The sequence below is a fragment of the Neisseria sicca genome, from assembly GCF_003044565.1.
Taxonomy (GTDB): Bacteria; Pseudomonadota; Gammaproteobacteria; order Burkholderiales; family Neisseriaceae; genus Neisseria; species Neisseria sicca_A.
This window is the reverse complement of the sequence record NZ_POXG01000001.1, coordinates 174,366-188,314: the sequence shown is the minus strand read 5'-3', so window position 1 is coordinate 188,314 and position 13,949 is coordinate 174,366. Positions and strand designations below refer to the sequence as shown.

14 protein-coding genes, 1 other RNA gene and 2 pseudogenes are annotated in these 13,949 nt (G+C 48.0%); 12 read left to right on the top strand and 5 right to left on the bottom strand.

Annotated features, from left to right (window positions below; genetic code table 11):
- The first annotated feature begins 10 nt into the window (after positions 1-10).
- Positions 11-667 (top strand): MarC family protein, encoded by a 657-nt coding sequence (locus DBZ16_RS00840; RefSeq protein ID WP_107812589.1) that lies wholly within the window; start codon positions 11-13, stop codon positions 665-667.
- A 262-nt stretch (positions 668-929) separates the two neighbouring features.
- Here the strand turns inward: DBZ16_RS00840 and DBZ16_RS00835 are convergent, their stop codons facing one another.
- Positions 930-1,373: a methionine ABC transporter permease gene (locus DBZ16_RS00835; protein WP_167390248.1), complete on the bottom strand. Its 444-nt coding sequence runs from the start codon at positions 1,371-1,373 to the stop codon at positions 930-932.
- Between the two features lie 414 nt (positions 1,374-1,787).
- Between DBZ16_RS00835 and bioB the strand changes: the two genes are divergently transcribed.
- A complete protein-coding gene (gene bioB, locus DBZ16_RS00830) occupies positions 1,788-2,849 on the top strand; it encodes a biotin synthase BioB (protein ID WP_107812588.1) in 1,062 nt (353 codons plus the stop codon).
- Positions 2,850-3,277: 428 nt separating this feature from the next.
- Here bioB and DBZ16_RS00820 read toward each other — a convergent pair whose 3' ends face one another.
- Genes DBZ16_RS00820 through DBZ16_RS00810 form a run of 3 tightly spaced genes read right to left on the bottom strand, consistent with a single transcriptional unit; the run spans position 3,278 to position 6,206 of the window.
- Positions 3,278-4,732 carry a LutB/LldF family L-lactate oxidation iron-sulfur protein gene (locus DBZ16_RS00820; protein WP_107812587.1) on the bottom strand — a complete coding sequence of 485 codons (1,455 nt, stop codon included), beginning with the start codon at positions 4,730-4,732 and terminating at the stop codon, positions 3,278-3,280.
- Complete coding sequence (locus DBZ16_RS00815) at positions 4,729-5,430, bottom strand: LutC/YkgG family protein (RefSeq protein WP_107812586.1); 702 nt, start codon at positions 5,428-5,430, stop codon at positions 4,729-4,731. The genes DBZ16_RS00820 and DBZ16_RS00815 overlap by 4 nt, the downstream gene beginning before the upstream one ends.
- Complete coding sequence (locus tag DBZ16_RS00810) at positions 5,427-6,206, bottom strand: (Fe-S)-binding protein (protein WP_003763626.1); 780 nt, start codon at positions 6,204-6,206, stop codon at positions 5,427-5,429. The genes DBZ16_RS00815 and DBZ16_RS00810 overlap by 4 nt, the downstream gene beginning before the upstream one ends.
- A gap of 287 nt (positions 6,207-6,493) precedes the next feature.
- Here DBZ16_RS00810 and DBZ16_RS16230 point away from each other — a divergent pair.
- Positions 6,494-6,666, top strand: a pseudogene (locus tag DBZ16_RS16230) (IS5/IS1182 family transposase); the annotation flags it as partial.
- Between the two features lie 125 nt (positions 6,667-6,791).
- Here DBZ16_RS16230 and ssrA read toward each other — a convergent pair.
- Positions 6,792-7,154: a transfer-messenger RNA gene (gene ssrA, locus DBZ16_RS00805) on the bottom strand.
- 159 nt (positions 7,155-7,313) lie between these two features.
- Between ssrA and DBZ16_RS00800 the strand changes: the two genes are divergently transcribed.
- From DBZ16_RS00800 to DBZ16_RS00760, 9 genes and pseudogenes are all read left to right on the top strand, one after another.
- Positions 7,314-7,745: a type II toxin-antitoxin system RatA family toxin gene (locus DBZ16_RS00800; RefSeq protein WP_167390247.1), complete on the top strand. Its 432-nt coding sequence runs from the start codon at positions 7,314-7,316 to the stop codon at positions 7,743-7,745.
- The gene (locus DBZ16_RS00795; protein WP_107812584.1) at positions 7,738-8,013 is read left to right on the top strand and encodes an RnfH family protein; all 276 of its coding nucleotides are present in this window, start codon (positions 7,738-7,740) and stop codon (positions 8,011-8,013) included. The genes DBZ16_RS00800 and DBZ16_RS00795 overlap by 8 nt, the downstream gene beginning before the upstream one ends.
- 84 nt (positions 8,014-8,097) lie before the next feature.
- Positions 8,098-8,676: an aminoacyl-tRNA hydrolase gene (gene pth, locus DBZ16_RS00790; protein WP_107813077.1), complete on the top strand. Its 579-nt coding sequence runs from the start codon at positions 8,098-8,100 to the stop codon at positions 8,674-8,676.
- 42 nt (positions 8,677-8,718) lie between these two features.
- Positions 8,719-8,925, top strand: a complete 207-nt coding sequence (locus DBZ16_RS00785) for a dioxygenase (protein WP_107812583.1) — start codon at positions 8,719-8,721, stop codon at positions 8,923-8,925.
- The gene (locus tag DBZ16_RS00780; RefSeq protein ID WP_107812582.1) at positions 8,922-9,275 is read left to right on the top strand and encodes a VanZ family protein; all 354 of its coding nucleotides are present in this window, start codon (positions 8,922-8,924) and stop codon (positions 9,273-9,275) included. The genes DBZ16_RS00785 and DBZ16_RS00780 overlap by 4 nt, the downstream gene beginning before the upstream one ends.
- Before the next feature lie 24 nt (positions 9,276-9,299).
- Positions 9,300-9,515 (top strand): annotated as a pseudogene (locus DBZ16_RS00775) (transposase); the annotation flags it as partial.
- 156 nt (positions 9,516-9,671) lie between these two features.
- Positions 9,672-10,919, top strand: a complete 1,248-nt coding sequence (gene cmr1, locus DBZ16_RS00770) for a type III-B CRISPR module RAMP protein Cmr1 (protein WP_107812581.1) — start codon at positions 9,672-9,674, stop codon at positions 10,917-10,919.
- 17 nt (positions 10,920-10,936) lie between these two features.
- Entirely contained in the window at positions 10,937-12,775 is a 1,839-nt protein-coding gene (gene cas10 / locus DBZ16_RS00765; protein ID WP_107812580.1) for a type III-B CRISPR-associated protein Cas10/Cmr2, read from the top strand.
- On the top strand, positions 12,772-13,935 hold the full coding sequence (locus DBZ16_RS00760; RefSeq protein ID WP_107812579.1) for a type III-B CRISPR module-associated Cmr3 family protein: 1,164 nt from the start codon (positions 12,772-12,774) through the stop codon (positions 13,933-13,935). Before cas10 ends, DBZ16_RS00760 begins: the two co-directional genes overlap by 4 nt.
- Positions 13,936-13,949: the final 14 nt, after the last annotated feature.

Genomic DNA, 13,949 nt, shown 5'->3' with positions numbered 1-13,949 from the left:
GGAATAAAAAATGGAATTAGGTGTAGAAATCGGCAAACTTTTGGTTGCCTTCCTTGTACTGATTAACCCATTCAGCGCGCTTTCGATTTACCTCGATTTGACACAGGATCACAGCACCAAAGAAAAACGCCGCATCGCCCGCACTGCCGCGCTCGCCGTCTTCATCGTCATTACCGTCTTCACATTGATGGGTGGAATGTTGTTGAAAATATTGGGCATCAGCGTCGGCTCCTTCCAAGTCGGCGGCGGTATTTTGGTATTGCTCATCGCTATCTCCATGATGAACGGCAACGACAACCCCGCCAAACAAAATATCGGCGGAGACAAGGAAGAGGGCGTCGTGCAACACATCCAGAAAAACGCTAAAGCCATCGCCGTTGTTCCCGTCGCCATCCCCATCACCATCGGACCGGGCGGTATCTCCACCGTCATCATCTACGCCTCAGCCGCCAAAAATTACAGCGATATTGCTTTGATCCTTGCAGCAGGCTTCCTCGTCAGTCTGATTTGCTACGCCATCCTCGTTGTCGCCGGAAGAATCAGCAAAAAACTAGGCACAACAGGGCTAACCATCCTCAACCGCATCATGGGCATGATGCTTGCCGCCGTCTCCGTAGAAATCATCGTTGCCGGATTGAAGTCCATTTTCCCGCAACTGGCAGGTTAGTTCATCGGATTAGACAAGAAGCAAACATTGCCGCATATTTGTTTATCCTTGCCAATGTAAAAGGTCGTCTGAAAATAGGGTTTTCAGACGACCTTTAGTCTATTGGCTTTCTAAAAGCACCAATATCCATCCAAAATATAGTGGATTAAATTTAAATCAGGACAAGGCGACGAAGCCGCAGACAGTACAGATAGTACGGCAAGGCGAGGCAACGCCGTACTGGTTTAAAGTTAATCCACTATACAATCGTCAAAACTACGAACTATTTATTAAGAGACTCGTTTTCAGACGACCTCGGTAACAGCAAAGAAGCAATCGCGCCCGCAATTGCCCCCATTATTCCGACTCCGGCGTACATTTGCCAATCCAATGTCGTTGAACGCTGATATATCAGCATCAACACACCTTCAGATGCCGCAACCGTAAGCACCACGCCTACCGCTGAAAGCAATGCAAACAACAGCGCTCCTGCTACACTGCGCCGCAAACACAAACGTTTCGTGACAAGGATGCATAAAAGCATGGCGGGTAGAGCATGGGCAGCAGAAATCAAAACACTGCCCAATATCTCTAAAATAAACGGCTTTCCTTTATTTAAAACATACATGTAAAGCAATAGTAAAAACAACAATACTTGCACGACAAATACAACCAGCGGCAGGGCGGCAGATTTCCAATATGTTGTAATTTTAGGCTGATTCATCATAGTCCTTCTTTAATTTATGATTCCTAGCACATTGTAATTTACTTTATCGATTCTAGTTTGATTCTGCTTACCCGCCAACATCACATATAGATAAAATTTGTTCCGCTTGTTGGAGGTCGTCTGAAAAGTTGGTTCCATCAAGAGAAATAGAAATTCAGATGATTTTTTGAGTGAAAAACTAAAAAGTTTTGCCCTGAGTTTTCAAAAGCGTTACACTCCATCCGGCATTGAGAGTAGGGTGGCAATCTGATGATTTTATGAGCTGCCAAAATTATTCAAGTATTTGAATGATGAGTTCACCCTTTAAGCAAATAACATCCGATGCCGACTTATCCAACCACGCCGCTGCCGTCATTGCGCCGACAGTCAGGCAGTCAGCGTCATTGCGCCGCTGTAAACACGAAAGAACACACTATGACCATCTCTCCCGTTGCCTTGCGCCGTAAGACCGAGCGCAAGCCGCATCCGACCGCGCGTTATTGGAAAAAATGCGATGTCGAAGCCCTGTTTGGGCTACCATTCCTAGACCTCGTTTACCAAGCCGCCGAAATCCACCGCCAAAATTTCAACCCGCGCGAAATCCAGCTTTCCACCTTGTTGTCCATCAAAACCGGCGGCTGCCCCGAAGACTGCGCCTACTGTCCGCAATCGGCGCACCACAACACCAATTTGGGCAAAGAGCAGATGATGGATGTGGACGAAATCGTCGAAAAAGCCAAAATCGCCAAATCGCGCGGCGCAAGCCGTTTCTGCATGGGCGCGGCATGGCGCGGTCCCAAACCGAAAGACGTGGAGACGGTTTCTGCAATCATCAAAGCCGTCAAAGGACTGGGCATGGAAACCTGCGGCACGTTTGGTATGCTCGAAGACGGCATGGCGGAAGACTTCAAAAAAGCAGGTTTGGATTACTACAACCACAACCTCGACACCGACCCCGAGCGCTACAACGACATCATCCATACCCGCAAACACGAAGACCGCATGGATACCTTGGGCAAAGTCCGCAACGCCGGTTTGAAAGTCTGCTGCGGCGGCATCGTCGGCATGAACGAAACCCGTGCCGAGCGTGCCGGACTGATTGCCAGCCTCGCCAACCTCGACCCGCAGCCCGAAAGCGTGCCGATTAACCAGTTGGTTAAAGTGGAAGGCACGCCGCTTGCCGATGCCGAAGATTTGGACTGGACGGAGTTTGTCCGCACCATCGCCGTGGCGCGGATTACCATGCCGCACAGCTACGTCCGCCTGTCGGCAGGACGCAGCAATATGCCCGAATCCATGCAGGCAATGTGTTTCATGGCGGGTGCGAACTCGATTTTCTACGGCGACAAGCTCTTAACCACCGAAAACCCCGACGAAGACGGCGACCGCTTGCTGATGGAAAAGCTGAATTTGTACCCGCTGCGGTTTGAGCTGGAAGAAGAATACGAAGCGGCGCAACAGGAAAGTGAAGCTCCTAAAATCAAGGTGGATTATTAATCCGTTCTTTCTTATATTTCCTATAGATCAAGGTCGTCTGAAAACTGTATTAACGAAGCTAATGCTTCAAATACGGTTTTCAGACGACCTTTTTAATGAAATTTTAAGAACACTTTCTGTATTGCTCAGATGCGTTTTATCGTGGCTCGACTTAAAATTAGACAGAACAAAACCGCATGTATAGTGGATTAAATTTAAATCAGGACAAGGCGACGAAGCCGCAGACAGTACAGATAGTACGGCAAGGCGAGGCAACGCCGGTTAATCCACTATAGTACTGATAGCCGTACTGAGGCAATGTTATCCGCCAAATTTAAGTCATAAAAAACTGCACTTTGGCTGGCTGGAATGAAATCCAGCTAACAAAGTGCAGTTTGTTATTTTCAGACGAGCTCAACTATGTGTCGTGCTCCTTGTCAGATTCAGCTTTACGCTTTTTCTTTTTGGCGCATTTTTTCCGCCATCATTTCATGCAGCGTTTTCTTGGCAGGTTTCATCGGAACGCGGTTGTCCGTCCAGCCCAGTTGCTTGCTCGGCGTCAATGCGCGGAACTTAGTGGCTGCCCAACCGAAGGCGCGGTAAGTTTTGCTGCCGCTGAAAATGCCGTTGAACGTGCGCCATGCCATTTGCTCACCGAAGGTATGCGATGCGCCTTGTCCGCGGATAGGATGCGGTACAACTTCAGATGGTGATCGTTGCGCTTCAACACGCAGGCGCTGCATTTGTTCGGTAATCGGAATGCGTACCGGACAAACCTCCACACACGCGCCGCACATGGTACAGGCGGTCGGCAGGTCGCGGGTGGCATCCAGACCCAACAAGTGCGGAGAAATAATCTCTCCGATAGGGCCGGGATAGGTTGTGCCATATGCCGCGCCACCAATACGGGTATAAACCGGACAATGGTTCATACACGCGCCACAACGGATACATTGCAAGGTGCGGCGCATTTGGTCTTCGGCATAGGCTTGGCTGCGGCCGTTGTCGAGGAGAACCAAGTGCATTTCCTGCGGGCCGTCTAATTCTTCACTACGGCGTGGGCCGGTAATCATGTTGAAATAGGTAGTAATGTTCTGACCAATGGCAGAACGCGGCAACAGGCTGTACAAGGGGGGAACGTCCGACAGCTTGGCTACAACTTTTTCAATACCGGTAATGGCGATATGCACGGGCGGAACGGTGGTACTCAAGCGACCATTGCCTTCGTTTTCCACCAGACACAACGTACCTGTTTCAGCAACAGCAAAGTTTACGCCGCTCAAGCCGACATCGGCAGTGCTGTAAATATCGCGCAGTGCTTTGCGGGCGAAGCCGGTCAGTTGGTCTACGTCGTCCGTTAACGGCGTGCCGAGGTTTTTGTGGAAAAGTTCGCTAACCTGTTCTTTGGTTTTGTGAATGGCGGGCATCACGATATGGGTCGGTTTTTCACCTGCCATTTGGACGATAAATTCGCCCAAGTCGCTTTCCACCGCTTTAATGCCTTTTGCTTCAAGATAATGGTTCAGCTCGATTTCTTCGCTGACCATAGATTTGCCTTTGACCATCAGCTTACCGTTTTTGGCAGTAATGATGTCGTGGATGATTTGGCAGGCTTCGGCCGGAGTTTCCGCCCAGTGTACTTTCACGCCCAACTTAGTCAGGTTTTCTTCCAGTTGCTCCAGCAGGGCGGGCAATTTGGACAGAGAACGCTGACGGACGTGTTCGCACAAATCACGCAGGCTTTGCAGCTCTTCTTCGTCGGTCAAAACGGCTTTGCGTTTGGTCATCAGCATATCCATCGCGGTACGCAAACTCTTACGCAAAGGCTTGTCTTGAAGAGAAATGGCGGCGTTTTGCTTGAAAGTTTCCGGCTTCATGTGGAACTTGATGGTTTGCGTAGTCATGCGTTTTCCTCCAAATCGGCAGGGGAAATGTGGTCAGGCAGGATGGCGAGGATGACCAAATCACGCGGACCGTGTGCGCCGTAAGCAAGCGTCAACTGAATGTCTGCGGTTTTGGACGGGCCGGAAATCAGGAAAACATTGGTCGGCATACCGTTTTCCACCAGTTTTTCGCCTTCGACGGCGTTGTGAAATTCGTTATACATCTTCGCCGTATCAAACAGGCAGAAATGCACGGGCGGAACGAGGCTCAAAGTACGCGGTTCTTCGGGGCTGGAAAACAGCATCAGCGTACCGGTACGGGCAATGCCGCATTGCGAGCCGCTAAAGCCTGCATCGATGTTCGCGAAGAACTCGGTTTTCCAAGTATCGATTTCGCGTTTGAAAGCAATCGGGTCGATATTGCTGTCCACCAGCGCGGCACGCGCGATTTGTCCGTGTTCGGTCGCCAACGGCAGCAGGATGTTTTTCAAACCTTTGCCTTCGGCAGCTTGACGGAATACTTGCGGCCAGCCGGTTTTAGTCACCCAATAAATTTCGGTTTTGACCGCACGCATAGCGGCAGCCCAATGTTTCAGACGAGCAACATCGCTATCCCAAGAAACACCCATTTCACGGTAATAATCAAAAACCGCAGGCTCTTCCATCGGCAATGCGTCGGCTTTTTTCAGTTTTGCCAAAATATTTTCGCGCGCGCTCATGCTTTGCCTCCGGTACGTTCCAACAAGAAGGATGCGATGTGTTTCGGACGCGGCATGTTCGGTTCGTCTTTAGCGATTTTGCCGCCGATGTTCATCATGCAGCCGCAGTCTGCACTGATGATTTCGGTCGCACCGGTTTCTTTCAGAGCGGCAACTTTGTCTGTTACCATCGCGCCGGAAATATCCGCCTGTTTGACGGAGAATGTACCGCCAAAGCCGCAGCATTCGCTTTCATGGTCGTGAACGATGCGTTCAACGTTTTCCATGCCGTCAATCAACTGCCAGCCTGAGATATGGACGTTCATTTCGCGGCGGGCGGCGCAGGAAGTGTGGACGGCGACTTTGACCGGCTCGCCTTTGTCTTCAGGCTTGTAGCCGATGGCAAGCAAGAAATGAGTAAACTCAATGATGCGGTTGGCACAATCAACCGCTTTGGATTCGTATTCTGTATTTTTAAACAGGGTAGGCCAGTGATGTTTCATCATGCCACCGCATGAGCCGGACGGTACGACGATCGGCCAGTTTTCGGGGAAGAGGTCGAGTTGCGCTTTGGCGACATCAAACGCCTCGGTCGGATGACCGGAAGAGTAGGCGGGTTGGCCGCAGCAGCTTTGCGCCATCGGGTAATGAACCCGTATGCCTTGCTGCTCGATTAAAGTAATGGCATCCATGCCTGCTTCGGGCATGAAAAGATCGAGGACGCAGGTGCCGAAGAAATAAACATCGGTCGGCTTGCTGTCGAATTTAGTGATTTTGGGTGGGGTGATTGCGCTCATTTTTTCGTTAACGGGAGTACCCGTTTTTCTTTGTATAAATAGATGGCTACTTTAAGTAATTGCATGTAGGCGGTCAAGTATAATTTTAAAAAATAATATTGGAAACGATTGATGGGTCGTCTGAAATGCTGATTTCACAAATATTAATGCCTATATGCGAATAGATATCATTATATTTAAAAGTAAGTTTGTTTATTAATAAATGAAATAGATGATCCACCTGAAAACAGGGTGTACTCAGCAAAAAGGTATCTGTACCAAAATGATGCTTATCCTCTCGGAAAAAAGACATGAAATGGTTGATGATGGGCGCCGCCCATATCGAGGTTCATTCTCATGAAGCGAAAGCCAAAGGCGGCAATGAAGGCATGAGCCGTACAAAAAGGGGACTAAGAATACCAAACTGCACCTAGCGGTAGACGCCCACAGAATGCCGGTAAAATCCGTGTTAAGCGAAGGCTGTAACAGCTTTTTATAGACATCCCCAAAGCCTCAATCAATACACACAAGGCAATAAAAAAGCTCTGAAACATTTATGTTTCAGAGCTTTATATATCTTACAGAATACTGCTTAAAATTTAGGTTTGGTGGAGGCGGGGGGAATTGAACCCCCGTCCGAAAGTCCTCTACAAAGCGTTCTACATACTTAGTCGTGTCTATTTAAAATCTTGTTCCTATTGTGCCGACCGACAGGCCTTTTAGGAACTAGTTACCTTAAATCTCATTTCCCGCCAAGTAACCCGACGGAAAACCAGTCAATGTAGAATGACGTTGCGGTAGCTTGCGCCACACAGCCCATTGACCAACTGCTGCAACGGCAGGCCTTAAGCGGCCAGTGCGTAAGTTTCGTCGTTTGCGACTATTTAGATTCAGTGTTTTACGGGAAATCTGAGACCCCGGTATGCCCGCATCTGCTTCGCAACCCCCGTCGAAACCAAGATCGCCCCCAGATAGGAAAGGCTGATTATACGCATATCGTTATATTTTGCCAAGCTGGGCAGGCTTTTAACTAAGTTGGATTTTGGTTGTGGTGGAGATTTGAGGTCGTCTGAAAAATACAGTGAATTCGTTTATAATACTGCTTTCCGATTTTGAGCCTGTTTGAGTATGAAAAAGGTTGAGAAGAATATCTTGGTTTTGCATAGTGCGGAGCAAATGTTTGAGTTGGTTGATAAGGTTGAAGACTATCCAAAATTTTTGCCCTGGTACAGTAAAACTGAAGTGATTGAACGAAAAAACAATGAGTTGAAAGCGCGTCTTTTTATGGACTATATGCGCGTCCGCCAGTCATTTGCTACGCACAATCACAATATACCCGGCAAGGAAATCCGAATGGATTTATTGGAAGGCCCTTTTAAAACCTTGCGGGGTACATGGAAATTTTTAGATTTGGGTGACGATATGTGCAAAGTCGAATTTAACTTGGAATATGAATTTTCCAACTCTGTCTTATCTGCCATGATTTCGCCTGTTTTCAGTCATTTATCAGGGGCGTTGGTTGACGCGTTCGTCAAAGAAGCGGATCGCCGTTATGCTTGAGATTGAGATTGTCTATGGTTTGCCTGACAAGCAAGTGTTGAAAAAACTGAATATGCAAAATGGCTGTACGGTGCGTGAAGCGGTGTGTCAAAGTGGCCTAGATGAAATATTTTCAGAATTGGACTTGCGAACTGTTCCGCTGGGAATTTTTGGCAAATCAGTTAAAGATGAGACGCTTCTTCGCGATAAAGACCGGATTGAGATTTATCGCCCATTATTGATCGATCCCAAAGAGGCACGCCGCAAACGTGTACAAAATCAGGATTGATGTTTAACTTGGGTCGTCTGAAACCATTTTCAGACGACCTTTTATCGAAATTAACCGCATTTTTTGCGGAATTGAGAAATGATTATGTCGAATAAAATCAAAATGATTGTCGGACTGGGCAATCCTGGGGGGGAATATGAACAAACCCGCCATAATGCAGGATTCTGGTTTCTAGACGAACTTGCTTGGCAATGGAAAGTGTCGTTTAAGGAAGAGAAGAAATTCTTTGGTGAGGTAGCACGGGCGAATCTGACCGGTGGCGATGTTTGGCTGCTTAAGCCCATGACTTTTATGAACCGTTCTGGCCAATCTGTTGCAGCACTCGCGCAATTTTACAAAATTAAGCCCGAAGAGATACTGGTGGTACATGACGAGCTGGATGTTCCTTGCGGCCGTATCAAATTCAAACTTGGCGGTGGGAATGGGGGGCATAATGGTTTGAAAGATATCCAAGCCCGCCTCGGTACGCCCGACTATTACCGTTTGCGTCTGGGAATAGATCATCCGGGTGACCGCAACCTTGTCGTTGCTTATGTATTGAACAAGCCAAGCGCAGAACACCGCCAACAGATTGACGAGGCAATTGCCAAATCATTAAAAGCGATGCCAAAAATAATGTCGGGCGAATGGGAAGAAGCTACACGTTTCTTGCACAGCAAATAAATTTTATGTTGCTTAGCCCCCTCTTTTGAAAAATTCCCTTATATGACTCAGATTTTAGAATTAATCCAAACTGAATCTGTCGGCGTAGTGGAAGAAACCCTTGATTTTCTTCTGTACGAATGCAGTATAGAGGACGCTCCGACAGCAGAGGAAGTTGAACAATGGCGCGACATACTAAACGGACGCGGCAATAAATTCATCCGCCTTGCGACTATCTGCCAAACTTGGTTGGATGAGGAACAAAAATGAAATTTTACATCAATAAATTCAGCCTGTTGGCTATCGTTTGGTTTATTGCCGGCATCTATTCTCTAATTTTCAAAGAGGCAGGCAATACGCCGCCGCCGTTTCCCAATTTCGACAAAGTAGCTCACTTTGCTTTGTTTTTTGCCCAAATTTGGTTATTGGAAAAATCTTATATTCACGAAAAAGCAAAGATTCCATATCTCGGTTTGTTGATATTCGCACTTTTGTTTGCTACTGGAAGCGAATGGGCTCAAGCCACTTTCACGACAACTCGCGAAGGCTCTATCGGTGACGGCATTGCAGATATGTTGGGTACAGGTGCCGCGCTGTGGGTTGCATCAAAAATTAGATAGTGTAGTCACAATCCACAATCTACAAGACACAACCTTACCGAACATCAATGGCACCAGATTGAAAATCACCTGCCCGAACGCAAGGGCAGCCGAGGTGGTCAAGCAGTGGATAATCGGCAATTCATCAATGCCGTTTTCTGGATACTGCGTACCGGTGCCCCCTGGCGGGACCTGCTGCCAGATTACGGTAGCTGGAGCAACACCCACCACCGATTTATTCGTTGGCGCAACAAAGGATTGCGGTGTAGCTTAAGATATTGTGACTACATGACCTAGTAGCTCCTATTTCTATTTTAATACTTTATTAAGACCTAACAAATTTGTGTGCAATGCGAAGCTTTGTTGGTTCTGCTATAAAGTGGTTTGCTGATTAAACAATAAATAAAGGACGAGAAAATGGCTTTACCGATCCCAGATTTTGAACCTCCTAAAACATTGGCTGAAACCAAAGAATCTTGGCAGGAAATCTGCTGCGAGTTGGTTACTCCTATGTATGGAGGGGGTGTTCAGGCAGCTATGCCTGATGTTTCAATGCCCATTCGTGCCACAGCGATTCGTGGTCAGTTACGCTTTTGGTGGCGGCTGTTAGCTCAGCAAAAATGGAATTTGAAAGAAAAAAGTTTGCGTGAGGCAGAGTTTCGTTTGTGGGGAGGTATTGGTGAAGAAGCTGCTGCGAGTTTGGTGTTTTTGCGTGTGCTTGATGTATTAAATGTTAAACAGATTTCTTATTTTCAAGGCAGCTTGGATTCGTCTCTACCTTCAGATAAAAAAGTACGTTCGAAGAGTAAGAGTAATGATTTAAAACCTTATGCTTATGTTCTGTTTCCGATGGATAGTGAGGAAAAACGTGAAAAAACGTTATTAATTAAAGAGGGTTTGACTTGGACCTCGCAATGGCGTTTGAGTGAAAAGGCAAACGAAACAGATAGGGAACAGGTTTTGGAAACCTTACGTTGGTGGGTAAATTTTGGAGGGGTTGGTGCGCGTACTCGGCGTGGATGCGGTGCGTTTGTGGTTAAGGATAGTTCTAATCCTGTTTTCAAGCAGCCTTTGAGTATTGATGAGGTAATGCAGGCAGGTTGCAAATTGGTACTGCGCCCAAGTACTAATCATGCTTTAGTAGCTTGGAAAGAAGCAGTTCAACGATTGCGTGATTTTCGGCAAGGTGTAGGTATTGGACGCAATCATCCCTCATCTGATACGACGAAACCTGCCGGTCGCAGCCGTTGGGCGGAATCTGATGAAATTCGTCGTATAACGCGAACACATTCTGACCGGCACAGGCCGGAACATCCTGCCGGAGATTTATTTGCGCGTGGCGTATTCGGTATGCCGATTATTTTTCATTTTGTTGGCGGTGATGAGCCAACAGATACAACATTACAGCCTAAATGCAAGGAACGTATGGCCAGCCCTTTAATTATTCGCCCTGTTGGGGATGGCAAGGGAGGTTTTCAGGCTGCCGCATTGAGCCTGCCTTTGGATAAGGTTTTGAATGTTTCTGTCGAATTAAAAAAACAAAACAAGGGAACTGTACACCCAGTAACGCTGTGGGAGGAAAGTAAGGCACGGCAAGTTAAGCCGTTAAGTGAAAACGGTGGTGGTAATCCAATTGATGCGTTTTTGAATTATTTTACGAAATAAAAAAGAGGAAAACTGAATTGACTCAATACGTTTTAACCCTATCCATCGGTCCCGTACAGGGGTTTATCGCTTCGGCAAGACGGAGTCGGGATTTATGGAGCGGTTCTTGGCTGCTGTCGGAAATGGCGAAGGCTGCTGCAAAGAGTTTGTTTGAAGCCGGAGCGCAGATGGTGTTTCCGTTTGTGGACGAGGCGACCAAAGACCGTTTAGAACCTTGTGACAGGATGGACGATAATTTTTCAGTCGGCAACAAAATTCAAGTACAGGTTGATGCAGTCAATGATGCCGCGGTACGAGACTTGGTTGCGCAGGCAAAAGCAGCGGCGCAGTCACGGTTTGAAACCATAGCACGGCAGGCGCGACAAGATTTGAACGCAGCTTTGCGCGATGAAATCTGGCAGATGCAACTTGATGATTATTTGGAAATCCAGGCTGCATGGGCGCGGATGACTGAAAAAGGTTATTCAGATGCAAGCCAACGTGCCGCATCGGCTTTGGCGGCACGTAAGGCAACACGCGATTTTACGCCTGCACATGCGACTGATGCTTGGGACAAGCGGTTTATGTTGCCTAAATCCTCACTGGATGGCGCACGTGAAACCGTATTGCTGGAAAAAGCCAACGGCGATGCCGACTTGTCCGATGTAGCAAGGCGCAAGCTGGGCTTGAGTCGGTCGGAGCAGTTGGATTGCGCAGGAATTGTGAAGCGTTTGGGCGGCAATAGCGAACAGTTTACGCCCGTTACACGTGTAGCCGCAGATGCTTGGCTACAAGGTTTGCCTGAAAATGAGTTAAGCAAACTTTGCAATGCTTACGAACCTTTAATTGCGCTGAATTTAGCGACTCGTGTAAAGGGCAATCAAGGCATTTACGCAGATTTTCCGTTTGATGCGCAGTTGTTGTATCTCAACCGGTTGGATGCTGCTTTGTCAGACAATAAAAACAATGCGGATGCATCAGAAAAATTATCAAATCTGAAAAATGTCCTAAAACCGATTTGGCACAAATATGGCGAACCATGCAGCTACTGGGCGATGTTGCTGGCAGACGGCGACCGTATGGGCGAGTTGCTGGATAAGGCAAAAACGATTGAAGAGCATCAAGAGATTACCGAAGCATTATCTACATTTGCCGAAAGTGTACCTGCGAAAATGCGCGATTTCCGGGCGCAATGCGTTTATGCGGGCGGCGATGATGTATTGGGCTTTGTCGCATTGGATAAGGCGGTTGATTGCGCGGACGCGTTGCGGCAAGCATTTTCAGCCTGCCTGAAAAAAGTGTCAGATGTTTTGAAAGCAGAAAAAGCACCCACATTGTCCGTCGGTTTGGCGATTTGCCACATCAGCACGCCGCTTGGCAATGTACGCCGTTTGGCAAAACACGCGGAAAAAGTGGCAAAAGGCGACAATTATCCTGCCGATCAACAGCGCAATGGATTGGGGATTACCCTATCTGTACGTTCAGGTTCGGACAATGATTGGCGCGTGCAATGGAGTGATGAAGCAGGTTTGGCAGCATTTGAAAAATGGAAAAAATGGTATCGGGAGAAAAAAATCAGCAGCCGAATTGCTTACGACAGCCGAGATATTTTTATGCGGACCGATTTTTCCCCGTCTAACGATTTATCATCCGAATTACATCAAAATATCCGCCAAGCCGAGTTTGCCCGTATGCTGGACAAGGCACGCGATATGGAGGGAGGAAAATTGGACAATGAAGTTCAGGAAGCCCTAAAAAGACGACTGAATGCGCGTCCAGACGCAGATGCATTAAATGTACTGGCAACCGAACTCATCATCGCCCGCTGGCTTGCAGCCAAAACACAAAACGATTTAGGACAGGAGGCGCAATCATGAACAGCTATTTTTTAGATGCACTTGCGCCGTTGGTGTTCCGCAGCGGCAAGCCGTTTGGGGCGCAGTCGGATACCGATGATATTCAATTTCCTTTACCCTCCGCGGCAGCAGGCTTGGTACGCACGCAAATCATGCGGCAAAACGGTTGCGATTGGGACAGCAAAGCACAAGGCAATCGAGCCAAGTTGTCAGACGCACAAGTTGATGAATTACGCCAAATTGCCGTACAGGGCGCATTTTTAGCGAAACAGGATATTTCAGACGACCTGAAAATCCTATTGCCCAAACCAGCCAACGCCTTATATTTGAAAAACAAAGAGACAGATCAAACCGAACTTGTCCGTCTCGCGCCTCAAGCCTTTGGCAGCGATACGGCGGCGGATTTCCCACATGCCGATTTATTGCCCGTACAAATCCAATCGCCCATCAAAGGCAAACCTCAAAGCGGCGCAACGTATTGGGATTTGGCGGATCTGCTGGCTTGGCAAAACGGCGGAAAATTAACGTATGAAGACGTAAACAAACGCGGCGCACAATCGCTGCCGATTGAAACGCGTACCCATGTCGGCATAAACCGAGAAACGCTTGCAGCCGAAGACGGACGTTTGTTTCAAACAGCCGCCTATGACTTTGCCGAGTCTGCGCAGAAGCATCATCAGGGCTGGGAAAGCCACCGCTACTGTTTCGTCATTCGCACGGCAGCCGATTTGCAAGATAACAGCGTAGTGCGTTTTGGCGGAGAAGGAAGACTGTCGCGACTGAATAAAATTTCAGACGACGTATTCAAACAGCCCGAATACGCATATACAAACGGATTGACGCTCACCTTGCTGACGCCTGCCTTGTTTGAAAAAGGCTGGCAGCCCGGCTGGTTGGACAGCCAAACCTTAACAGGCACACTCCCGCATACCAACCTCAAAGTCAAACTCCGCGCCACCGCCATAGACCGTTGGCTGCCCGTTTCAGGTTGGGATTTGCAGCAACATGCACCAAAAGCCATGCGAAAAGCCGTTTCGGCAGGCGCAGTGTATTGGTTTGAAATACAAAGCGGCAACCCGGCCGAACTTACCCAAGCCCAATGGCAGGCATTCAGCGACAACGGACAAGACCGACGCGACGGCTTCGGTATCGGATTGATCGGCCCGTGGCAGAGCATTTAATTTTCAGACGACCT